Annotated in this window: 16 protein-coding genes; 7 read left to right on the forward strand and 9 right to left on the reverse strand. The window is 63.3% G+C overall.

Going from position 1 to position 23,075, the window contains the following annotated elements; all coding sequences use genetic code 11:
- Positions 1-6 precede the first annotated feature (6 nt).
- The 3 genes from fdnG to AC1DE1_RS10660 form a co-directional block, all read right to left on the reverse strand.
- Positions 7-2,475: a formate dehydrogenase-N subunit alpha gene (gene fdnG, locus AC1DE1_RS10650; protein WP_477176429.1), complete on the reverse strand. Its 2,469-nt coding sequence runs from the start codon at positions 2,473-2,475 to the stop codon at positions 7-9.
- Between the two features lie 12 nt (positions 2,476-2,487).
- Positions 2,488-3,081 carry a sulfate ABC transporter substrate-binding protein gene (locus tag AC1DE1_RS10655; RefSeq protein ID WP_046972997.1) on the reverse strand — a complete coding sequence of 198 codons (594 nt, stop codon included), beginning with the start codon at positions 3,079-3,081 and terminating at the stop codon, positions 2,488-2,490.
- A gap of 274 nt (positions 3,082-3,355) precedes the next feature.
- Positions 3,356-4,753, reverse strand: coding sequence for a serine hydrolase domain-containing protein (locus tag AC1DE1_RS10660; protein ID WP_477176428.1), 1,398 nt, complete (start codon positions 4,751-4,753; stop codon positions 3,356-3,358).
- 247 nt (positions 4,754-5,000) lie between these two features.
- Here AC1DE1_RS10660 and gnd point away from each other — a divergent pair, with 247 nt between their 5' ends.
- Positions 5,001-5,906, forward strand: coding sequence for a phosphogluconate dehydrogenase (NAD(+)-dependent, decarboxylating) (gene gnd / locus AC1DE1_RS10665; protein ID WP_477176427.1), 906 nt, complete (start codon positions 5,001-5,003; stop codon positions 5,904-5,906).
- A gap of 24 nt (positions 5,907-5,930) precedes the next feature.
- On the opposite strand, the gene tkt is transcribed toward gnd, so the two are convergent.
- The 6 genes from tkt to AC1DE1_RS10695 form a co-directional block, all read right to left on the reverse strand.
- On the reverse strand, positions 5,931-7,979 hold the full coding sequence (gene tkt, locus AC1DE1_RS10670) for a transketolase (RefSeq protein ID WP_477176426.1): 2,049 nt from the start codon (positions 7,977-7,979) through the stop codon (positions 5,931-5,933).
- A 49-nt stretch (positions 7,980-8,028) separates the two neighbouring features.
- Positions 8,029-9,111, reverse strand: a complete 1,083-nt coding sequence (gene tal, locus AC1DE1_RS10675) for a transaldolase (RefSeq protein ID WP_477178123.1) — start codon at positions 9,109-9,111, stop codon at positions 8,029-8,031.
- Between the two features lie 3 nt (positions 9,112-9,114).
- Positions 9,115-9,843 (reverse strand): HAD family hydrolase, encoded by a 729-nt coding sequence (locus AC1DE1_RS10680; RefSeq protein ID WP_477176424.1) that lies wholly within the window; start codon positions 9,841-9,843, stop codon positions 9,115-9,117.
- A complete protein-coding gene (zwf, locus tag AC1DE1_RS10685; protein ID WP_477176423.1) occupies positions 9,837-11,228 on the reverse strand; it encodes a glucose-6-phosphate dehydrogenase in 1,392 nt (463 codons plus the stop codon). Before zwf ends, AC1DE1_RS10680 begins: the two co-directional genes overlap by 7 nt.
- A 140-nt stretch (positions 11,229-11,368) precedes the next feature.
- The gene (locus AC1DE1_RS10690) at positions 11,369-11,854 is read right to left on the reverse strand and encodes a RidA family protein (protein WP_477176422.1); all 486 of its coding nucleotides are present in this window, start codon (positions 11,852-11,854) and stop codon (positions 11,369-11,371) included.
- 66 nt (positions 11,855-11,920) lie between these two features.
- Positions 11,921-12,559 (reverse strand): TetR/AcrR family transcriptional regulator, encoded by a 639-nt coding sequence (locus tag AC1DE1_RS10695; RefSeq protein ID WP_477176421.1) that lies wholly within the window; start codon positions 12,557-12,559, stop codon positions 11,921-11,923.
- Between the two features lie 112 nt (positions 12,560-12,671).
- On the opposite strand from AC1DE1_RS10695, the gene AC1DE1_RS10700 reads away from it, so the two are divergent.
- The 6 genes from AC1DE1_RS10700 (at position 12,672) to AC1DE1_RS10725 (ending at position 23,071) form a co-directional block, all read left to right on the forward strand.
- Positions 12,672-14,114, forward strand: a complete 1,443-nt coding sequence (locus tag AC1DE1_RS10700; protein ID WP_477176420.1) for an MFS transporter — start codon at positions 12,672-12,674, stop codon at positions 14,112-14,114.
- Entirely contained in the window at positions 14,111-14,560 is a 450-nt protein-coding gene (locus AC1DE1_RS10705; protein WP_441603620.1) for a MarR family winged helix-turn-helix transcriptional regulator, read from the forward strand. The genes AC1DE1_RS10700 and AC1DE1_RS10705 overlap by 4 nt, the downstream gene beginning before the upstream one ends.
- Positions 14,561-14,759: 199 nt before the next feature.
- The gene (locus AC1DE1_RS10710) at positions 14,760-15,815 is read left to right on the forward strand and encodes a glucokinase (protein ID WP_477176419.1); all 1,056 of its coding nucleotides are present in this window, start codon (positions 14,760-14,762) and stop codon (positions 15,813-15,815) included.
- Entirely contained in the window at positions 15,812-18,148 is a 2,337-nt protein-coding gene (locus AC1DE1_RS10715) for a beta-N-acetylhexosaminidase (RefSeq protein WP_477176418.1), read from the forward strand. Before AC1DE1_RS10710 ends, AC1DE1_RS10715 begins: the two co-directional genes overlap by 4 nt.
- A 190-nt stretch (positions 18,149-18,338) precedes the next feature.
- Positions 18,339-21,542 (forward strand): TonB-dependent receptor, encoded by a 3,204-nt coding sequence (locus AC1DE1_RS10720; RefSeq protein WP_477176417.1) that lies wholly within the window; start codon positions 18,339-18,341, stop codon positions 21,540-21,542.
- Positions 21,543-21,682: 140 nt separating this feature from the next.
- Positions 21,683-23,071: an APC family permease gene (locus tag AC1DE1_RS10725; RefSeq protein WP_477176416.1), complete on the forward strand. Its 1,389-nt coding sequence runs from the start codon at positions 21,683-21,685 to the stop codon at positions 23,069-23,071.
- Positions 23,072-23,075: the final 4 nt, after the last annotated feature.

The raw sequence follows: 23,075 nt of genomic DNA on the forward strand, positions 1-23,075 counted from the left end.
GCTTCCTCAGGCGGCGACTGGCGCCGTGGTCTTTTCAATGTTGACCAGGAACGCCTTGAACTCCGGCGTCTGCGTATTGGCGTCGCCCACGGACGGCGTCAGCGTGTTGGCCCCGTAGCCCTTCCTGGCCTGGCCGGTAAAGCCCCAATGCAAGGGCACGCCGATCACATGGGTCGGCTTGCCGTCCACGGTCATCGGCTTGATGCGCTTGGTGACATAGGCCTTGCAAATCACTTCGCCGCGCTTGGACGACACCTTCACCCAACCGCCCTGCTCGATGCCCTTCTCCTTGGCCAGCACCTCGCCGATCTCGATGAATTCCTCCGGCTGGAGGATCGCGTTGATCAGTGCGTGTTTGGTCCAGAAGTGGAAGTGCTCGGTGAGGCGATACGTGGTAGCCACATAGGGAAAGTTCTTTGGACTGCCAAACGCAGCGCGGTCATCGGCGAACACACGGGCGGCCGGGTTGTTCTGCACCTTCGGATGCAGCGGGTTCTCCACCGGCGATTCCAGCGGCTCGTAGTGCTCGGGGAACGGCCCCTCCGCCATCAGCTTGCGGGCGAACAGCCGACCCAGGCCTTCGTCATTCATGATGAAAGGACTGGCGCCGGCCGAGGGAGCCAGGGTGGGCGTGTAATCGGGCACGTCGATGCCCACCCAGCGTATGCCGTTCCACGAAATGACCGGCTTGGCCGGGTTCCATGGTTTGCCTGCGGGATCGGCACTGGCACGGTTGTACAAGATGCGCCGGTTCGCCGGCCACGCCCACGCCCAGTTCGGCGCGATGCCTTGCTCGCGTGGATCGGTGGCGTCGCGCCGCGCCATCTGGTTGCCCTTCTCGGTGAACGAGCCGGAGAAGATCCAGCAGCCGGACGACGTACTGCCGTCATCGCGCAATTGCCCAAAGCCATCGAGCAAGGTGCCGGCCTTGGTCACTGCACCGGTGGTCGCATCGGTGAGATCGGCCAGGGCGCGACCATTCATTTCCTTCGCCAGCTCTTCCGGGTCGGGACTCAGCGGATCGGTGTATTTCCAGGTGAGGTTGAGCAGCGGATCGGGGAAGGCGCCGCCTTCCTTGCGATACAGCTCGCGCAGCCGGTGATAGATGCCGCTCATGATCCAGATATCGGACATCGAATCGCCCGGACCTTCCGCCGCTTTCCAGTGCCACTGCAGCCAGCGCGCCGAATTGACCAGGGAGCCGTTTTCTTCGGCGAAGCAGGTGACCGGCAGCTGGAATACCTCGGTCTGGATCTCGGCCGAATTGGCCGGGTTCTGCGGGCCGAAATCCTGCCAGAAACGCGAGGTTTCCGTATCCAGCGGATCCATCGTCACCAGGAACTTCAGCTTGCTCAGGCCGCGGCGGATCTTGCCGCGATCCGGGAAGGCCTGCAGCGGATTGAAGCCCTGGCAGATGTAACCCGTCATCTGGCCGTTGTTCATCATCTCGAACGCCTTGATGATGTCGTACAGCGGGATGTCGAGCTTGGGCAGCCAATCGAACGCCCAGTTGTTTTCCTGCGTGGCGGCGTCGCCGTAGAACGCCTTCATGAAGCTCACGAACAGCTTGCGGGTGTTCTGGTAGTAGCTGATCTGTCCCGGGCGCAAAGGCTTGAACTGACGGGTCGACATGTAGATGTCGAAGTCGGTTTCCTTGTCGGTGGGCAGGTTCATATAGCCCGGCATCTGATTGGACAGCAGGCCGACGTCGGTCAAGCCCTGGATGTTCGAATGTCCGCGCAAGGCATTCATGCCGCCACCGGCCACGCCGATATTGCCCAGCAGCAGCTGGATCATCGCCATGTTGCGGATGTTCTGCGCACCCACCGAGTGCTGCGTCCAACCCAGTGCAAACAGGCTGGTCATGGCCTTGTCGGGCGCCGAGGTGCTGGCGATCAACTCGCAGATATGCAGGTACTTGTCCTGCGGCGTGCCGGTAATACGCGAGACCATCTCCGGCGTGTAGCGGGAGACGTGATGCTTGAGCAGGTTGATCACGCAACGTGGGTCTTGCCAGGTGTCGTCGGCGCGGGCAAAGCCGTCCTTGTCCAGGTCGTAGTCCCAGGTCGACTTGTCGTAGGTACGCGTTTCCTCGTTGTAGCCGGTGAACAGGCCATCCTGGAAATCGAAACCGTCCTTCACGATCAGGCTGGCATTGGTATACGAGCGCACATACTCATGCTGGATCTTGTCGTGCTCCAGCAGGTAACGAATCACGCCATTGAGGAAGGCGATATCGGTGCCCGGGCGTATCGGCGCGTAGTAATCGGCCACCGAGGCCGTGCGCGTGAAGCGCGGATCGACCACGACGAGCTTGGCGCCGTTCTCGATCTTCGCCTCGATCACCCATTTGAAGCCGCACGGATGCGCCTCGGCAGCGTTGCCACCCATGACGATAACGACATTGGCGTTCTTGATGTCCTGCCAGGTGTTGGTCATTGCACCGCGACCGAATGATGGGGCCAGACTGGCCACCGTCGGTCCGTGTCAGACACGCGCCTGGTTGTCGAACACCACCATGCCGAGCGAGCGAACCACCTTCCAGGTCAGGTAGGAGGTTTCGCTGGACGACGCCGACGCTGCCAGCATGCCTACGCTGGTCCAGCGATTGACGGTGTCGCCCTTGGCGTTCTTCGCGATGAAGTTCTTGTCGCGATCGTCCTTCATCAGACGCGCGATGCGGTCCAGCGCGAAATCCCAGGACACGGTCTTGAACTCGGTGCCGCCGGGTGCACGGTAACGCGGCTCTTTCAGTCGCGTGGGCGCATGCACAATGTCGAGCAGCGCCGAACCCTTCGGGCACAAGGTGCCGCGATTGACCGGATGATCCGGATCACCCTCGATGTGGATGATGTTGGACAGCGCGTTCTTGGCGCGATCACCCATGCTGTAGATGATGATGCCGCAGGCCACTGAACAATACGTGCAGGTGTTGCGTGTTTCAGTGGCGTGGGCAAGCTTGAAAGGTCGAACGGCGGCGGCTTGCGCCACCCCCGATTCGCCAAAGCCCAACACGCCGAGACTGGATGCTGCCAGCCCCAAGCCTGTGAACTTGATGAACTCGCGGCGAGTCATTGGCATCGCGTAGCGCTCCCGGAAATCTGGCTGGACCAACCGCCCAATCCAGGGCGTCGACGTGGCTCGAAAACTCCGTGGCGACGACGGCAATGAACCTGTCGCCTGCTCAAAAAGGTAGCACAGTTCTCAGGTCCGAGGGGTCGGATTTCTTGCGAATTTCCGTTGCCCTGAAAAGCGTTTTTGGCGGATGCAAATCGTCACATTTCTCTTAGACGAAAGTATGAAGCCGGACCCGAATAAACACGTCCGATCACACTTTCGTCACGCTGCCCTTCGGCTACGGATGGGCAGCGTTGACTGCATTGGCTATCCGCGGCATGGCCACGGCAGGCGCATCGCCGCCATCGAAATAATCCAGTCGCGTGACCTTGCCCGCGGCGTCGCGCACGGGCACGAAGTAACTGAGTTCGTCCGGCACGAAATAGAGCTTTCCATCCGCGGCGACCTGCATCGGCACCGCATGACGACCCGTGCGTTGGGCGTAGAGCTGGTGATCCTGGACCGACAGCGTCTGCGTGGTGGTGGCGTCGATGCGATACGCGCCTTCCAAGGCACTCAGCGCGGCATCGGATGGCCTCGCCGCCGCCGGCGTCACATAGGGCCGGCCCAGCGCGATGGCGGCCAGCCGGCGGCTCATGGTGCGGGCATCGAAATTGTCATCATTAGCCAGCACAATCACTGTCACATCTTGCTTCGGCAGGTAAGCGACGGCGGAACAGAAGCCGTCGATCTGCCCGGTATGCCCAACCATCTCGCTTGCGCGCACGCGCCAGAGATACATGCCCATGCCGTAGGGATGCGCAGCACCGGGCATGGCCGCCGTGATCATCATCTGGAAGTCCTGAGCGCTGATCACACGCCCATGCGTCAACGCACGCATCCAGCGCACCAGATCGTCCGCCGTGGCAACCAGGCCGCCTGCCGCTGCGGGGATGCTCATGCTGATAAACGAAGCATTCTTGACCTGGTGTGCCGGGTTGTCCGTCGTGTAGCCGGCAACGCGCCCTGGCATGACCACGGCATTGTCGCCATAGCGGATGTGTTGCAGACCCAAGGGCTCCAGCAAAAGGCGCGTCATGGCCGCGTACCAGGGTTCACCCGTCACCTTCTCGATCACCGCTCCCAGCAGGATGTAACCACCGTTCGAGTACTGCTGCTGCGCTCCCGGCGCAAAGGTCGGCGTGCGCTTGCGGATTTCGTCCACCAGCGTGGCCGTATCCACATCGCGCTTCATGAAGCCGGGCTGCGGATCCTTGGTCTTGTCGGAAACGCCTGCGGTGTGATTCAACAATTCCCGCAGCGTGATGTTGCCGGCGTCCGGGAAGTCGGGAAGATAAGTGGCGAGCTTATCGTCCAGCGACAGCTTGCCCATCTCGGCAAGCTTGATCACCGTGGCGGCGGTGAACATCTTGGTGACCGACGCAATGCGGAACACCTGATCCGGATCGAGCGGCACGCCCAGTTCGATCTGGGCCAGCCCGGTCGCACCGCGAAACACGATGGCGTCGCCCTTGGCAATCACCGCCACTACACCTGGGCCGTTCTTGATCGATGCACTCTCCAGCGCCGCCTGCGCGGCTTTGGCCAGCGGAGTATCCGACGTGGGGGACGTGGTGGCCGTCGCCGTCAGCGAGAACACCAGGGCAAACACAGCCAGGCCGATACGCAAGCGCATTCCCGTCTCCATAGGGGCACTCGGACGCAGCATGCGTCCATCCACCAGCGCGCGAAGGTATGACACCGTGCCGCTGCCTCGCAACTGCTGCCGCAGGATGACGACGCGGCTCAACTTCTTTCGATGGGTCGCGTCAGGCGCTCCTCAGCAGTGAGTTCGCCTTACTCTCACGCAGACTTGCCTGCAACGAGCGCAAAATGCAGGCTTGTCGCAACACTTTGTATCCCTATCGGGCTTAGGAAGACCAATGAAACTCGGCATGATCGGTTTGGGCAGGATGGGAGCCAATATGGCTCAGCGGCTGATGAAGGGCGGACATCAGATCGTCGGCTTCGATCCGCAAGAGGCAGCGCGCAAAGGGCTGGAAAGCAGCGGCGCGCAAACAGCCGAATCGCTTGCAGCGCTGGTTGCCGCCCTGCCCGCTCCGCGCACGCTGTGGCTGATGGTGCCCGCCGGCGACATCACGGATGCCAGCCTCGACGCGCTGCTGCCGCTGCTCGCCGCGGGCGACACCATCATCGACGGCGGCAACTCCTACTACAAAGACACACTGCGTCGCGCACAGCGTTTCGCCGAACATGCCATCGCCTATGTCGACTGCGGCACGAGTGGCGGCGTCTGGGGGCTGGCCGAGGGTTACAGCCTGATGATCGGCGGCGATGAGGCAGCGGTAGAGCGTCTGCGTCCGATTTTCGAAGCGCTGGCACCTGCCAGGGATCAGGGTTGGGCGCGTGTCGGGCCGGTGGGTTCGGGCCACTTCACCAAGATGGTTCACAACGGCATCGAGTACGGCATGATGCAGGCGTATGCCGAAGGCTTCTCCATCCTGCGGCACAAGGCGGAATTCGAACTCGACCTGCAGCAGGTTGCCGAGATCTGGCGCTACGGCAGCGTGGTGCGTTCATGGCTGCTCGATCTGACCGCCGACGCACTGAAAAAGAATCCCGATATGTCCGGCATCGCTCCCTACGTGGCCGATTCCGGCGAAGGCCGCTGGACGGTTGATGAAGCCATTGAGCTGAACGTGCCCGCGCCGGTCATCACCCAATCGCTGATCGAGCGACTGCGCTCGCGCGACAAGGATTCGTACACCGACAAACTGCTGTCGGCCATGCGCAACGAGTTTGGCGGTCATCCGATCAAGAAGGAATAACTCGCTGGCCGCCAGGCCCTGCCGCTATCGAGCGAGCAGGGCCTTGGCGCGTTGGCAGACCGCATCGACGGTGAAGCCGTATTCTTTCAGCAGCACTTCGGCTGGTGCGGATGCGCCGAAAGTCTCGATGCCCATCATGTCGCCGCGCGAACCCACGTAGCGCTCCCAACCTTGGGATATGCCCAGCTCCACGGCCAGTCGCGCCGTCACCGAGGGCGGCAATACCTCGTCACGTTCGGCTTGCGGCAACGCCTCGAACAACTCCCAGCTCGGCATCGACACGCAGCGCACAGCCACGCCCTCTTCTTCCAGGCGCTGGGCGGCCTCCACGATCAGGCCGACTTCCGAACCGCTGGCGATCAGGATCAGCTCGGGCTTTTTACCCGGTGTATCGAATAGCACATAGGCGCCGCAACGCAGCCCATCGGCGGACGCCATGCGCTCGCGATCCAGCGTGGGCACGTTTTGCCGGGTCAGCACCAACAGCACCGGACGGCCCTTGGTTTGCAGGGCCACGCGCCAGGCAACCGCGGTTTCGTTGGCGTCGCCAGGGCGTATCAGCGTGAGGTTGGGAATCGCGCGCAGCGCGGCGAGCTGCTCCACCGGCTGATGGGTCGGCCCGTCTTCGCCAAGCGCAATACTGTCGTGCGTGAACACATGGATGACGTGCAGCTTCATCAGCGCCGCCAAACGCATCGGCGGACGCATGTAATCGGAGAAGATCAGGAAGGTGGCTCCAAACGGAATCGTGCCGCCATGCGCCGCCAGTCCGTTGACGATGGCGCCCATCGCATGTTCGCGCACGCCGAAATGCAGATTGCGGCCTTGGAAACTCCAGCCCGATACATCGGAACCCTGCAGATCCCCGCCCTTTGACGCGGGCGGATTGAAGTCGCCCAGGCCCTTCATGGCGGTCTTGGTGGAGGGATTCAGATCCGCTGAGCCGCCGGTGAAAGCAGGCACTTTGGCGGCAAACGCATTCATCACCTTGCTCGATGCGTCGCGCGTCGCCATGCCCTTGGCATCGGCGGGAAACACCGGGATATCCGCGTCCCAGCCGTCGGCCAGTTCGCCGCGCAGGCTGCGTTGCAGTTCGTCATGGAGATCGGGAAACGCCTTGGCATACGCCTGCATCCGATCATCCCACGCCGATTCAAGTTCCGCCCCGCGCGGCAACGCCTTGCGGAAATGGGCCAGCGCATCGTCCGGCACGTAAAAGTCCGGCTCAAGCGGCCAGCCGAGTTTCTCCTTCGTCTTGCGCACGCTTTCCTCGCCCAGCGGCGAGCCATGCGCCTCGAACGTATCCTGCTTTGGCGAACCATAACCGAGGCTGGTGCGCACCAGGATCAAGGTGGGCCGCGTGGCTTTGGCACGCGCCGTCTCCAGTGCGGCATCGATCGCCACCAGATCGTTGCCGTCGGTCACTGCGATGGTGTGCCATCCATAGGCATCGAAACGCTGTCGCACGTCTTCGGTAAAGGTCATGTCGGTGGCCGCGGAAAGCGTCATCGCATTCTGGTCATACAGGCAGATCAGCTTGCCCAGCCGCAGATGCCCCGCCAGCGATGCCGCTTCGGACGCCACGCCTTCCATCAGATCGCCATCACTCACGATGGCATAGGTGTGGTGATCGATCACCGCATGCTGCGGACGGTTGTAGCGCGCCGCCATCTGCGCCTCCGCCATCGCCATGCCCACCGCATTGGCCAGGCCCTGTCCCAACGGCCCCGTGGTGGTCTCCACGCCGGGCGTGTCGCCCCGCTCGGGATGTCCGGGCGTCTTGCTGTGCCATTGGCGGAACTGCTTGATGTCGTCGAGCGATACGTCGTAACCGGTGGCGTAGAGCAGGCTATAGAGCAAGGCTGAGCCATGACCCGCCGACAGCACAAAACGGTCGCGATCAAACCACTCCGGGTTGGCCGGGTTATGCCGGAGCCAGCGCGTCCACAACACATAAGCCATCGGCGCCGCATCGAGCGGCAGTCCGGGATGCCCGCTATTGGCCTTCTGCACCATGTCAACCGACAGGAAGCGCAGCGTGTTGATGCCTTTCAGATCGAGCTCATCGGTCATGCGGGTCACCTGTGGGAGTGCGTACCAGACTGCTGAAACAGCGCGTGGACTATGCCTTGGCCAACTGTGCGCTCTTGTCGGTGATGCGCTGGAGCAATTGCTTCCACGACGTCACGAAGGCCGCCGCGCCTTCCTGCTGCAGCTGTTTTGCCAGCGCGTCGAGATCGATACCGACATCGGCAAAACGCTTGAGAATGACGTCCGCGTCCCCGCCATCCTCGGGCAACACGCCCGTCACTGCGCCATGCGTGGCGAAGGCCCACAGGGTTTTCTCGGGCATGGTGTCGACCGTATCCGGTGCTGCCAGTGCCTCGATGTAGAGCGTGTCGGACACGCTGGGATCCTTGGTTCCCGTACTCGCCCACAACAGACGCTGCGGACGGGCGCCCGCTTTGGAGAGTGCCTGCCAACGCGGTGAGGCGAGCAACTCGCGATAGGCGCGATAGGTCTGCTTGCCGACCGCAATACCCAGCGTGTTACGCAAATCCTGCGGGACTTTGTCCTTGACTGCGACATCCCAGCGGCTCACGAACAGCGAGGCAACGGAGCCGACATGAGGATCCAGCCCCGCATCGATGCGACGCTCGATGCCGCGCAGATAAGCCTCGGCCGCAGCCAGGTATTGATCGCGCGAGAACAGCAAGGTCACGTTGATCGGTATGCCTGCAAAGATCGCTTCCTCGATCGCCGGGATGCCTTCCGGCGTGCCCGGTATCTTCACGAACAGATTGGGCCGATCGGCCTTCTTGAAGATGTCACGCGCCGCCTGGATGCTGGCCTGCGTGTCGAAGGCCAGCAAGGGCGACACCTCCATCGAGACCCAGCCATCGACATGCTGGCTGGACTGGAACACGGGCTGGAACAGATCCGCGGCGCGACGAAGATCTTCCAGCGCCAACTCGACGAACAGGCCTTCGCCAGCTGCACCGTTGCGTGCCTTCTCGCGTATGCCGTCGTCGTAGGCATCGCCATCGCCGATCGCGGCATTGAAGATCGAGGGATTGGAGGTAAGACCGGTGACTGACAACTCGTCGATGTAGCGGCGCAAGGTACCGTTGTCGAGGATGTCGCGGGTGATGTTGTCCAGCCAGAGGCTCTGACCGAGGGCGTGCAGTTGTGCGGTGGCTTTCATGATTCAGTCCGGTGCTGCGGCGTGCGGCGCCTGTTCAAGACGGGCCTGGCCGGCGGGCTCGCCCACGGGAAAATCGGACGAGGTCAGGCTGACCAGATCGGCAATGTGCATCACGGTCTTGTCGGGCATGGGATCGATCACCAGATGCTCCGCTTCGCGCGCGTAATGCCCCTGGTTCACGAAGATGGTGGTGATATGCGCGCCAAAAATGCGCTTCATCGCCGCCAGCAACTGCGGCTTGTCGTCGACCATCACGTAGTGCGTGGCCGGAAACGCGCGCTGGATGGCTTCAGTCATGCGCTCCTTGTGCACATACACCAGCACCCTGCCCTCCACCGCCGCCCCCAGGCCGGAGTGCGCGATCTTGCGTGGCTGGAAGACGATGTCGCCATCGGACAGGATCACTGTCGAGCCCAGGGTGCCCAGGTGTGCGAGTGCGTCCAGCGCGCCGGGAAACACCTTCTCGGCGAACGGATAGTCGAGCAGGAAGTTGGAGAGCGGCACCAAGCCCGGGTGGTACTCATGGCCCAGCCGGAATTGCTGCAGCGCGCCCAGATAATCGGCAAAGCCGAGCTCGTCGCGCAGCTTGTTGTAGATGGACCAATAGCGCTCGCGCTCCATCGCGCCAAAATCGCGATCGAGCCGTGCGGTGAGATCGGCGGCAAAGCCGTCGTTGTCGAGCAAGGTGTTGTCGACGTCAAGCAAGAACACCAGTGATGTAGCAGTCAGCACGGACGTGTTTCCTCCGGTTTGGGATCGTGCCAACCGCCGTCGTCGGCGGTCAGCGTATTGGCTGCGGTCGGGCCCCAGCTGCCGGGCGCATATTCGTGCACCGGGTCGGTGTGATCTAGCACGGGATCGACGACGGCCCATGCCGCCTCCACGCTGGCATCGCTGGTGAACTGCGAGCCGTCGCCGCGCATTGCGTCACCCAGCAGGCGCTGGTAGGCCGATTGCTCGTGCACTGAGCGATGGCGCGCGACCAGCTCGACCGGTTCGCCGCGCATCGCTTCGCCGGCCCGCTTCACGCGGGCACCGGTGGAGATGACGACGTCGGGGCTGAGCCGAAAGCGGAAGTAGTTGGAGTTCTGCACGGGCGAGCCGTCGAACACGGCCAGCGGCGGCTGCTTCAAGGTGACCATGACTTCGCACGCCGTCACCGGCAGGCACTTGCCGGCGCGGATATAGAACGGCACGCCCGACCAGCGCCAGGTATCGATATGCAGGCGCAGCGCCGCGTAGGTTTCCACCTGAGAGTCGGCTGCCACGCCCTTTTCGTCGCGATAGCCGCGGAACTGGCCGCGCACCACCTGGGCAGGATCGAGCGGCCGCATCGCCTGAAAGAGCCGCTGCTTCTCCGAGCGCATCGCAGCCGCCTCGTGCCCCACCGGCGCTTCCATCGCCAGCAGCGCGGTCACCTGCAGCAGATGGTTCTGCACGACGTCGCGCAAGGCACCGGCTTCGTCATAGAAACTGCCGCGCCCCTGGATGCCGAAGTTCTCCGCCATGGTGATCTGCACGTTGTCGATGTACGTGCGATTCCACACCGGCTCCAGGAAGGCATTGGCAAAGCGGAAGTACAGCAGATTCTGCACCGCCTCCTTGCCCAGGTAGTGATCGATCCGAAAGATGCTGGCTTCGGGAAAGACCTCATGCAGCGTCAGGTTCAATCGTCTGGCCGAAGCCAGGTCGCGGCCGAACGGCTTCTCGATGACGATGCGCGCATTCTCGGCGCAGCCTGAGCTCACCAGGCCCTGCACTACGGTATCGAACATGGTTGGCGGTATCGCCATGTAATGAATCGGGTGCATGGCCTCGCCCAAGGCCTGCTTCAGGCGGGCGTACGTCGATGGGTCCTGGTAGTCGCCGTCGATGTATTGCAGCCTGGCCGAAAGCTTTTCGAACGCCGCTGCGTCGAAGTGGCCGTGCTGCTGCAAGCTGTCTTTTGCGCGGTCGCGCAATTGCTCCAGCGTGTAGTGTCCATACGCCACGCCGATGATGGGCATCTCCATTTCGCCCGCCTGGACCAGCGCCTGCAGCGCCGGAAAGATCATCTTGTAAGCGAGGTCGCCCGTGGCACCAAAAAATACGAACGCATCCGAACGCGAACCACTCATGTGACTTGCCGACTCCCAAAGCCTCAGGAGCCCACGGCGGTCGGCGCCCTGGGCAGGATCCCCACCCTGACGCACGGCGCGTTAAATTCAGGCATGGACGACATGCGATTGATGTGATGTCGCCCGCGGGTTCTTGCGCCTCAAGGATGCAGCGATAGCTCACCCTCGATTTCCACCGGGATATTGAACGGAAGCTCGGCCATGCCGACGGCGCTGCGCGTATGCGCGCCACGCTCCGCTCCATACAAGGCGAGGATCAGGTCGGAGAAGCCATTGATGACCTGCGGCTGCTGGATGAATCCGGGCGCGGAGTTGACCATGCCAAGCACCCGATGCCACTGCTGGACGCGGTCCAGATCGCCGATGCTGCGTTTGAGACTGGCCAGGATGGAGAGCGCCACCAGTCGCGCCGCCTGATAGCCCTCACTCACCGAAAGCTCGCTGCCCAGCTTGCCGAATGGGCCCGTCATCTGACCATCCGCGCCTTGCGGACCGTGGCCGGAAATCAGCACGCGCGTGCCGTGCACCTGCACGAACTGGAACGGCAGGCTCAGGCCGCTCGGCACTTCAAACGGCGGCGGCAGGCTCAGGCCCAAGCTGGCCAGACGATCTTCGATCTCGCTCATGGCGTTCTCTGTGACGGTGCCGTATCAGCTGAAGCATCCGATCCTATAACGAATGCACGATCCGCCTCAGGACAACCCTCGCTGCAGCAACGACAGCACATGCTGGGTGCGCCGCGCCGTGGAAGCCGCAGGCGCGCCGGAGGTCGCCTGCCACAATGGCGCGCCTGCTGCCGGAACCAGGGTCAGGCCCAGCAGCGTCATCACCATCTCGGTGGGATCGAGCGCGGGATTGAGCTCGCCATCGCGCTGCGCGTCGACAAAACGCGTGGTGACCAGTGGTGCTGCCGCCGACAATCGGGCCACCGCCAACTCGCGCAGCGCACCGCCCTCGCAGAGGACTTCCCGCACCCAGAGCGCGGGATACCAGGGATGGGCCTCGACCAGTTCGCCGATGCCGGTCACGAAGGCGGCCGCGAATTGCTGGATATCGCCCTCTACCCCAAACAGATGCAGGAAAAACTGCGACAACACCGGGGCGATGCGCTCATCGAATACGGCCTCGACCACCTCGGCCTTGCTGCCGAAGTAGTAGCTGAGCAAGGCCGCGTTGACGCCGGCATCGGCGGCGATGGAACGCACGGACGTCGCCGTCACGCCGGCGGCGGCAAAGCTTTTCAACGCGACATCCAGCAGGTGTTCGCGCAATTCCGGGTTGTCCACCCTGGGGCGTCCCGCACCGCGCGCTGAGGCCTTCGGCTTGGCCATAAGGCACCTAATTCATCTATTGATGAATATCTTGATCACCTGATGAAGCAAACGCAAGCACCGGCAAAAACCCTGGATTGACCGTCAACCATTGTTAACTCACAATAGTTGCATGAATACAACCATCAACGACGCACGGCGTGCGCAGACCCACCCCAACCTGATCCTCGCCATCTGTTGCCTCAGCCTGCTGATGGTGGCGATGGACGCCACCATCGTGAACGTCGCCCTGCCCGCGATCCGGCGCGACCTGGGCGCGTCGGTCTCGGGTCTGCAATGGGTGATCGATGCCTACACCATGGTGGTGGCCAGTCTGCTGATGCTGGCGGGCTCGATGGCCGATCGCTTCGGTCGTCGTCGCGTATTCCAGTCGGGCATGGCGCTGTTCGTGCTCGGCTCGCTGCTGTGCAGTGTTGCGCCGGATATCCACGGCCTGGTCGCGTTTCGCATCGTGCAGGCCCTGGGCGCGACGATGCTCAATCCGGTCGCCATGTCGATCATCGCCAATACCTTCCACGAACCCAAGGCGCGCGCACGCGCCATCGGCATCTGGGGTGCGGTTGCCGGCATCTCGATGGCACTGGGTCCGGTGATCGGTGGCGCGCTTACGGAAACCATTGGCTGGCGCTCGATCTTCTGGGTGAACCTGCCGGTGGGCGCCGCGGCGATGGTGCTGGCGTCGCGCTATATCCCGGAATCCAGGGCGCCTCGTCCGCGTCGCGTCGATCCGGTGGGACAGCTGCTGGTGTTCACCATCCTGGCCACGGTGACTTATGCCGTGATCGAAGGCCCGCATGAGGGTTGGGGCTCAACCACCATCGTTGGCCTGTTCGCCGCGGCCGCGTTGTCGCTGATCGCCTTGTTGGTCTACGAACCGCGACGCCACGAACCGCTGATCGACGTGCGCTTCTTTCGCAGTGCGCCTTTCAGCAGCGCCACCTTGATCGCCGTATGCAGTTTTTCCGCGTTCTCCGGCTTCCTGTTTCTCAATGCGCTCTACCTGCAGGAAGTGCGTGGACTATCGGCCTTCCATACCGGCTTGTGCACCCTGCCGCTCGCGCTGGCGACAGTACTGTGCTCTCCGCTGTCCGGCCGGCTGGTGGGCACGTATGGCACGCGTCCCTCACTGCTCGTTTCCGGCGCGGCCACCGTGATCAGTGCGCTGATGATGACGCAGCTCACCGCCACCACGCCGATAGCGGTGTTGTTGTTGACCTATGTGATCTTTGGCATCGGCTTCGGCATGGTCAATGCGCCCATCACCAACACGGCCGTGTCCGGCATGCCCAAGGCGCAGGCCGGTCTCGCTGCGGCGGTGGCCTCCACCAGCCGGCAGGTGGGCGCATCGCTGGGCGTGGCACTCGCCGGTACGATTCTGGGCATGCATGTGCACCAGGGCTTCGCCGAGGCCACGCATCCCTTCTGGTGGCTGATCACGGGTGCGGGTTTCACCGTGCTGCTTCTGGCCTGGCTGTCGAACACGCGCTGGGCGCACGACACGACGCGCCACGCGGCCCACTTGCTGGAAGAAGCCCCTGCCGGAGCCGCTGCATGATCCGACCCACCAACAGCCCTACCGAAGCCGACGCCGTCTGGCAGCTGATGGTTGGCATGGTGTGGGAAACGCGCGGCGTGCGTGGCGAGTGGCGCCGCAAGGTGAGCGAGATCAGCGGACTCCCTTTCAGCCGCATCCGCATCCTGTGGCGGCTGGTGGATGCTCCGATGACCTTGCGCCAGATCGCGGATGACACCGGCATGGATGCGCCGGCCGCAACCGTGGCGGTGAACGATCTGGAAGATCGCGGCCTCGTCGAACGCCACCCTCACCCCGAGAATCGCCGGGCAAAACTGGTGTCGATCACGCGCGCCGGAAAACAGGTTGTGGAACTGGTCAACCGCACCGTGCAGGATGATGCTCCCGCGGGATTCCAGCAACTTTCCAAGACTGACCTGGCCCATTTGCGGCGCATTCTGGAACGGCTCAATCGCAGCGAAAGCTAGCGTTTTTCAGCTAGTCCGGCTGAGCGCATCAACCCTCCGCCGCGTCCCGCCAACTCCCTGCGTGCCGCGCCAGCAACGCCGTTTCCCACCCCTCCAGCATGCCTCCAGGCATTTTTCCCACCATGCTGCGCCACCGCTTGACACCGGTGTCAATTACGTTACAGGCTGATAACAGTTCCACTGCGAGGGGCGGCTGGACGTGGCAAACGAGCATACGGATCGACTGGCGGGGACACCGGCGGTGCCGTTTCTGGCGGCCGATATCGGCGGCACGCATGCGCGTGTTGCGCTGATGCGCGCCGGTCCGGGCGGCATTCGCGGGGTGGAGACGCTCGCTTACCGCGTGTATGCCTGCGCCGACTTCCCCGTGCTGTCAGACCTGCTGCAAGCCTTTGTCGACGCCGAGGTGCATGCCCCGGTCAAGCACTGCGTGCTCGCTTGCGCGGGCCAGATCATGGGCAACGAGGTGGTCAACGACAACCTGCCCTGGCCCATCCACCTGGCCCAGCTGCATCAGGCGCTGGGCCTGGACGAGGTGGCCGTACTCAACGACTTCGAAGCCCTGGCCTATGCGCTCGATGGTTCGCTCGCCGAAGGCGGCCGCCATCTGTGCGGGCCCGACGCGCACGCCAGCGGAACGACCTTGGTGATCGGACCGGGCACCGGCCTTGGCGCGGCGGTGCATGTTCCCGGCCCGGCCGGCGGCCTGGTGCTGGCGACGGAAGCCGGCCAGATGGATTTCGCGCCGAACGCGGTGCGCGAGCGCGAGGTGCTCGCGACGCTGGCGCCAGAAGGCGGCTATGTGCCGTTTGAACACATCGTGTCTGGCCCGGGCCTGCTGTCGCTCTACGTCGCCTTGTGCACCTTGGACGGCGTGGCGCCGACGCTGGCTGCACCCGAGGCCATCACCACCGCGGCGCTTGCGCACAGCGACGCACAAGCGGTGGAGGCGGTGGAGATTTTCTGTGCCTCGCTGGGCAGTTTTGCCGGCAATCTGGCGATGGCCTTCATGGCCAGCGGCGGCGTGTATCTGGCCGGCGGCTTCCTGTCGTCCATCTTCGAGCTGCTCAAGCGCAGCGCGTTCGAGCAACGATTCCTGCACGGCCGCAGTGCGCGTGCGCTGCTGTCGCAAGTACCGGTGTGGGTCACCGAGCACGGCCACCATGGCGTGCATGGCGCGGCCCAGTGGTACCTCAGGCGTGGCATGTCGGACGCCGCAGCTCCACGGCAGGCTGCGACAGGTGGTGGCGCATGAGCCGCGTTGCGACAGCGAACATCCTCTGCTGCCTGGCCATCGCATGGATGGCGGCAACGAGCGCGGCCATCGCCGCGCCTGTGGTTCCCAGCTGGTCATTGTTGCCGCAGCCGGCGAAGGCCAGCCCTGCAGGCTCGGGCGCGGTGGACATCGCCGATGGTGCCGTGGTGCTGGTGCGCGGTGAAGAACGGCAACAAGTGCAGTCCATCGCCGATCGCTTCCTGCAACAGGTGGCCGCAACCAACGGATTGCACCTGCGCATGGCGACGTCGGACGCACCGCATCCCGCCATCGCATTCGATGTGAATCCGCATGCCGATGTTGCCGACGAATCCGGTTACCGCATCACCGTGGACGACGGCGGCATCGTGGTCACGTCACGAACGGCGCGCGGCGCATTTTACGGCAGTGTCACCCTGGGCCAATTGCTGACGCCATCGGGATGGGCGCGTGGCGCCCCGGTCAAAGTGGCCAGCGGCGTGATCGACGATCACCCGCGCTTCGCCTGGCGCGCACTGCTGCTCGACTCGGGGCGGCACTACCAGAGCGTGGCCGAGATCAAGCAGCTGATCGACTGGATGTCGCTGCATAAGTTGAACGTGTTGCTGTGGCACCTCACCGAAGACCAGGGCTGGCGCCTGGAAATCACCAAGTATCCCGAGCTCACCAAGATCGGCGCCTGCCGCAAGGCGGTGGGCCTGGACAGCGAACTGACCGGCTCCCCCGAAAAGCCTTATTGCGGCTACTACACGCAAGAACAGGCGCGCGAGATCGTGCGCTACGCCGCCGAGCGCTTTGTCGATGTGGTGCCTGAAATCGATCTTCCCGGCCATTCGCAGGCAGCCGTCGCGACCTATCCGTGGCTGGGCGTCACCGGCAAGCGACCTGAAGTGTGGACCGACTGGGGCGTCAGCCCGTGGCTGCTCAAGCCCGATGCAAAGACCCTGCAGTTTGTCGATGACGTGCTCGACGAGGTCATGCAGCTGTTCCCTTCGCGCTACATCTCCATCGGTGGCGACGAAGCGGACAAGCAGCAGTGGAACGCATCGCCCGAAGTGCGCGCGCAGATGCACAAGCTGGGCCTGGCGAACATGGACCAGCTGCAGGGCTGGTTTATCCAGCAGGTCGCCGCGCATCTGGTCGAGCACGGGCGCACGCCGGTGGGCTGGGATGACCAGCTGGCCACCGGCGAGAAGCTGCCGGCCTCGGAAGTGGTGATGTCATGGCATGGCGATCACAACGAACGCGTGGCGCTTACGGCCATCCGGCAAGGTCACAACGTGATCATGACGCCGCAGGAATCGCTGTACCTCGACCATGTTCAATCCGATCTGCCTGATGAATGGCCGGGTCCGCCTCCCGCAGCAACGTTGCGGCAGGCCTATGACACGATCGTGATTCCTAAGGGCGCGAGCGCGACTGAGGCGAAGCGCATCATCGGTGTGCAGGTGAGCCTGTGGGCTGAGCAGATGCCCACCTTCGCCCACGACCAACATGCCATCTTCCCGCGCATCGCCGCGTTGGCGGAACTGGGCTGGTCGCCCGCAAGCACGCACGACTGGAACAGCTTTCTGCAGCGCCTGCCGGCAGAACTGGCGCGTTATCGCGCGCTCGGCATTGCGTATGCCGACAGCGCATTTGCACCTGCTTTCCAGGTGACCGCCGCGGCCAACGGCGCATTCCGTGTCGAGCTGTCCAATCAGGTGCAGTTCGGCACCATCCGTTACACGACGGACGGCTCCGACCCGACCGCTCAATCCGCAGCCTATGCGCAACCACTCACGTTGCCGGCAAACACGAACCTGCGCGCCGCGACCTTTGCAGCGGACGGCTTCGAACTTGCCACGCCGCGCACACAGGCGCTCGATGCATCCACCCTGCTGAGCCGCGATGGCAGCGCGCTCGCGACCTGTTCCAGGCAGCCCGCCTCGCGCCTCGACGGCAGCAAGCCGACGCAGGGAACAAGGCCGGTCTATTCCGTCGATATCGGCAACGCGTGCTGGCTATGGCCACAAGCGCCGCTGGCTGGCGCCAAGCAGGTCTCGCTCATCGTCGAGCGCATCAGCTGGCGTTTCGGCGATGAGGCCAAAGACGCGGTGATGCGCCAGAAGATCAGCGCCGCGGGTGAAATCGAGATCCATGCCGACACGTGCACGGGTCCGCTGTTGGCTCGCCTGCCGCTGCAGAGCGCGGCGCAGCCAACGGGGCAAATTCGACTTGAAGCACCACTTGCCACGCCGGCGGGGGCCGGCGTTCGCAACGTATGCGTTTTCGCCACCGGCGATCCACGCGATGGACAGTGGGCGCTGGCGCGTATCGCGTTTTCGAAGTGAGCAGTAAGCGGGGCATGCGCCCCGTGCAGTAGCACTGAGCATTGGCTTTGGCTGGGGAGCCAAAGTCGGGGACAACGAAAGATGGCATCACGACGGCGTGCGTACCCGCAGGCACCGCCGGGCTACGCGCATTTTGAAATACCACGGAGCAACCGAGGTTCGACAGGCAACACCAACGAGGTCAACGCCCATGTCCACCGTACTTCGCAAACATCCATTGTCATTTGCCATCACCGTGTCGCTGTTCGCCGTCGTGTCGACGTCAGCTGCAGCCTCGACCTTCGTCGATCTCCAGCAGGACGGCCAGGCTGCGCAGACCACGACCACGCAGACGCCGCCGCCGTCGCCTGACGCCAAGAAAACCGACGCCAGGAAAGCCGACGGCACTGACGCGCAGAAGAACGCGGTCAACCTGTCGGCCGTGAATGTGTCAGGCGTACGTGCCTCGCAGATGCGCGCGATCGACCTGAAACGCGATGCCGCGAACATTCAGGACAGCATCACCGCGGAGAACATCGGCGCCCTGCCCGACACCACCATCACCGACTCGCTGCAGCGCGTCACCGGCGTGCAGATCAACCGCGATGCGGGCGTGGGTACCTCAGTGGACGTGCGCGGCCTGCCGCAGGTCGGCACCATGTTGAACGGCGAAGTATTCATTACAGCCGACCAGATCGACTCGCAGCAGCCTGACTTCACCATGCTGCCGTCGACCTTGTTCCACGGCGTGGACGTGATCAAATCCCCGACGGCCAGCACCACCGACGGCGGCATCAGCGGCGCCATCGATCTGCATACGTACCGGCCGTGGGATCTCCCCAGCGGCTTTACTTACAGCTATTCGGCCAATGGCGAACGCGGCAGCACCACCCAACACACGGGGCCTGAAGCCAACGGCCTCATTTCGTACAACGACGACGGTCACTGGGGCCTGCTGATCTCCGGCGACTTCTCCAACACGCGCCGCATGAATGCCACCGAAGGCCTGGACCAGTACGGCGTGGTGCTCAACGGCGAGAACGCCGCCAGTGCCGGCGGCTACAACGGCTTCCTGACGCCGTGGAACGGGGCACCGATTCCGTCCAAGATCGTGCAGAACGCCGACGGCAGCGTGGACGTCAACGGCGACGGGAAGTCCAACGGCGTATTCATGGGCAGCCAGGACATCGGCCTCAACGACATCATCACCCAGCGCAAGCGCAAGTCGGGCAACGCGTCGTTCCAGTTTGACTTCGGCAGCGGCTTCACCGGCACCGCCGACTACTTCTATTCGTCGCAGCGCGAGTACGACCGCAACGTCGGCATCCAGTTCAACTCCACCAACTGGCAGGGCGCCACGTACGTTCCGCTGCAGTCGCGCAATACCGGAGCACCCGCGCTGGGCTCGTACGGCACGCCGGAACCGGGCTGGGAAGGTTCGCAGTACTACACCACCCAGCAGTACGAAAAGTGGCCCGGTGACGTGGAGTCTTACTCGCAGATCATCCAGAAGAGTTCCGTTGCAAGAAACCTGAACCTGCAGCTGGATTACGACAACGGCGGCCCGTTTACGGCGAGCGTGCGCGGTATCCGCGACACGGCCTCGCAGTCGTTCCAGGAATCGGACGTCAATATCTCCGACTCCGACGGCGCGCTCTGGCCCAACGTGTTGATGGACGGCGTGGATCCCGACTCGGTGCCTCCGGGCACCATGGTCTATCCCGCGCAGTTGGGCGGCAACCGCGTGTTCAACGCCAACGGGATTCCGCAAAACACCATACCGATCATCGCCAACTTCAATGGCCGCTATATCAAGATCGATGTGCCGCCGTCGCTGGCCGCCAACTTTGCCAACCCTGCCGACTGGACGATGAAGACCCTCGAATCGTCGGGCGACTACAACCGAAAGGTCGCCCTCAACGCCTTGCGCTTCGACGGCAAGTACGATTTCCAGGACGGCTTCAAACTGGAATTCGGCATCCGCAACAGCATCCGCAGCGCCGACAACGAAGGCTGGACGCTGGAGGCGCCGGTCTACGCCGGCATGGGCGCCAGCGATCCCGCGGGATGCCTGGTGCGTTACGTCGGCGCCGACGTGGTGTTGAACAGCGGCTCGTGTACCGCCGGCAATGACCAGGGTTATTTCCGCGCCGGACCGCTGTCGGCCATCTCGATGCCCAACACCGCCGCGCCGCTGGCCAACAACTTCAAGCAGTACAACAACCTGCTCGGCTCGGGCATCAACTTCTGGGCGATCGACCCCAATGCGATGGTCAACCCCATTGCCTACTGGAACTCGCTCTATCCGGGCACCCAGCAGGTGGCTGAGCCCGGCACCACCTGGGCCGTGCGCCTGAAGGAGCTGTCGGGCTACCTGCAGGGCGATTTCAACGGCACGATCTGGGACATGCCATACAGCGGCAACATCGGCGTGCGCCTGATCCACACCAACCTCGATGTGACCCAGCACCTCAGCGGCGACCCGGGCGCCTACGGCGACGAACCGGAAGATGTGGGAACGGCGACGACCAAGCGCAGCTACCAGGACGTGCTGCCCTCGGCCAACTTCGCGCTGGACGTGACCGACAGCTTCAAGGTTCGACTGGCCTACTCCAAGAACATGATGCCGCTGGACCTGAGCACCTGGGGCGGTGGCCTTCAGCTCAACTACTCGCTGGCAGAAACGCCGCAAGGACCAATCTTCCGCGTAGCCAACGGCACGTCCACGGGCAACCCGAACCTCAACCCATGGCGTTCGACCAACTTTGGTGCCTCGGCCGAGTACTACATCAACGAAACCAGCATGCTCAGCCTGGCGCTGTTCCGCATCAACGTGGACAGCTTCATCAAGAACGGCAGCGTGACCAACTGTACGCTGCCCGACGAAGACGGCGTGGTGCGCGATCACTGCATCGTGATCACCCAGCCAGTGCAGGGTACGGGCAACTCCATCCACGGCGCCGAGTTCGACTACCGCCAGGGCTTCACCTTCCTGCCGAGCTTCCTGTCGAAGACGGGTATGGAAATCAATGCCACGTATGCGCCCAGCAACTCGGGCGAAACGGATCTGGCCGGCAAGAAGATCCCGTTCCAGGACAACTCCACCAAGTCTGGCAACTTCATCCTGTGGTATCAGGACGAGCATTTCCAGGCGCGCCTTGCCTACAACTACCGTTCGCGGCGCGCGGTGATGGACAGCGTGGGCGGCATCACCGGCCTGGAAATGTACGAGGCGCCACAGAAGTACCTGGATGCATCGATCTCGTACAAGTTCAGCAAGTACGCCGAAGTGTTCCTGGACGGTACCAACCTCACCAACGAGTATCAGAAGTACTACCTGGTGTGGCCCGACCAGCCCGGCCACTCGACGTTCTCCGAGCGCAGTTTCATGCTGGGCGTGCGAGGCCAGTGGTAAGGGAAGCGGCATGACGACGATCCCACTCCTGCCCTCGCGGGAGTGGGATCGCTGCAGGGCTTCATGCCATAGCTACAGGTTCGTTCTTCCGGGTGGCTTCACCGACGCCCCGTTCGTCACTCCGTTTCCACAAGGCAAGCATGCAGGATTCCAGCGCGCCCAAGTCCGTTCGCGACAACGCCTTCCATCGCTCCATCGGCGTGTTCTCGGGAACGGCAATCAACATGACCCAGATGTGCGGCATCGGGCCGTTCATCACCATTCCCATCATGGTCGCCACCATGGGCGGCCCGCAGGCCATCATTGGCTGGATCGTCGGCGCCATCCTGGCGATGGCCGATGGGCTGGTGTGGGCCGAACTCGGCGCCGCCATGCCCGGTTCCGGCGGCACCTATGTCTACCTGCGCGAGGCGTTCCAGTACCGCACCGGCAAACTGATGCCGTTCCTGTTTATCTGGACCATGCTGCTGGCCATTCCCTTGTTGATGTCCACCGGCATCATCGGCATGGCGGAATATCTGGGCTTCTTCTTTCCAAACCTGGGCTGGTGGCCGGTGCATCTGATCGGCGTGGCAGCCACCGCGCTGGTCACGTGGATGCTCTATCGCCGCATCGAGTCGGTGCGTGCGATCACCATCGCGCTGTGGGTGATCATGCTGGTGTCGGTGGTCGGCGTGACCGCGGCGGGCTTCTCGCACTTCCATGCGAGTTACGCGTTCGACTTCCCTGCCGATGCGTTCGGCGGCCACTTCTTCGTGGGCCTGGGCGCGGGACTGATCATCGGCATCTACGATTATCTGGGCTACAACACCACCGCCTATATCGGCGATGAGTTGCGCGATCCGGGCCGCACCATGCCCCGCTCCATCATCATCTCGGTGATCGCGATGATGGTGGTCTACCTGCTGCTCAATATCAGCGTGCTTGGCGTGGCGCCGTGGCAGGAGATCGCGCAGTCCAAGTCGGTGGCCTCGCTGGTGGTGGAACGCAGCTGGGGCCATCTGGCCGCCGCCGTGATGACCGTACTGATCATCGTGACTGCGTTTGCCTCGGTATTCACCGGCCTGCTCGGCGGCTCACGCGTGCCGTTCGAGGCGGCGCGGGACAAGGTGTTCCTGTCCGTGTTCGCACGACTGCATGCAAAACACGGCTTCCCGCACGTCGCGCTCCTGACGATGGGCGTGGTCACGGCGATCGGCACGTTCTTCGACCTCACCGAGGTCATCAATATGCTGCTGACTGCGATCATCATTGTGCAGTCCTTCGCGCAGATCGCCGCGCTGATCGTGCTGCGCAAGCGCCAGCCAAATCTCGAACGCCCGTACAAGCAATGGCTCTATCCCGTGCCCTGCATCATCGCGCAGTTCGGGTGGATCTATGTGTACCTCTCTGCCTCCACTCTTTCGCTGATCCTCTCCGGCGTGTGGATCGTCGCCGGCCTGGTGGTGTTTGCGATCTGGGCGCGACTCAATCAATCCTGGCCATTTGCGCCGGTGGAAATACGCGAAACCTATCTTGGGAAACCCTGACGTC

It is taken from the genome of Dyella sp. 05T440 (genome assembly GCF_056395965.1).

Coding starts and splice junctions, on each gene's coding strand:
- AC1DE1_RS10690 (WP_477176422.1), bottom strand. CDS start 11,854: ATGAGCGAGATCGAAGATCGTCTGGCCAGCTTGGGCCTGAGCCTGCCG.
- tkt (WP_477176426.1), bottom strand. CDS start 7,979: ATGACCGATGAGCTCGATCTGAAAGGCATCAACACGCTGCGCTTCCTG.
- AC1DE1_RS10715 (WP_477176418.1), top strand. CDS start 15,812: ATGAGCCGCGTTGCGACAGCGAACATCCTCTGCTGCCTGGCCATCGCA.
- AC1DE1_RS10705 (WP_441603620.1), top strand. CDS start 14,111: ATGATCCGACCCACCAACAGCCCTACCGAAGCCGACGCCGTCTGGCAG.
- AC1DE1_RS10660 (WP_477176428.1), bottom strand. CDS start 4,753: ATGCGCTTGCGTATCGGCCTGGCTGTGTTTGCCCTGGTGTTCTCGCTG.
- AC1DE1_RS10655 (WP_046972997.1), bottom strand. CDS start 3,081: ATGCCAATGACTCGCCGCGAGTTCATCAAGTTCACAGGCTTGGGGCTG.
- AC1DE1_RS10695 (WP_477176421.1), bottom strand. CDS start 12,559: ATGGCCAAGCCGAAGGCCTCAGCGCGCGGTGCGGGACGCCCCAGGGTG.
- AC1DE1_RS10700 (WP_477176420.1), top strand. CDS start 12,672: ATGAATACAACCATCAACGACGCACGGCGTGCGCAGACCCACCCCAAC.
- AC1DE1_RS10725 (WP_477176416.1), top strand. CDS start 21,683: ATGCAGGATTCCAGCGCGCCCAAGTCCGTTCGCGACAACGCCTTCCAT.
- tal (WP_477178123.1), bottom strand. CDS start 9,111: ATGAAAGCCACCGCACAACTGCACGCCCTCGGTCAGAGCCTCTGGCTG.
- zwf (WP_477176423.1), bottom strand. CDS start 11,228: ATGAGTGGTTCGCGTTCGGATGCGTTCGTATTTTTTGGTGCCACGGGC.
- gnd (WP_477176427.1), top strand. CDS start 5,001: ATGAAACTCGGCATGATCGGTTTGGGCAGGATGGGAGCCAATATGGCT.
- AC1DE1_RS10720 (WP_477176417.1), top strand. CDS start 18,339: ATGTCCACCGTACTTCGCAAACATCCATTGTCATTTGCCATCACCGTG.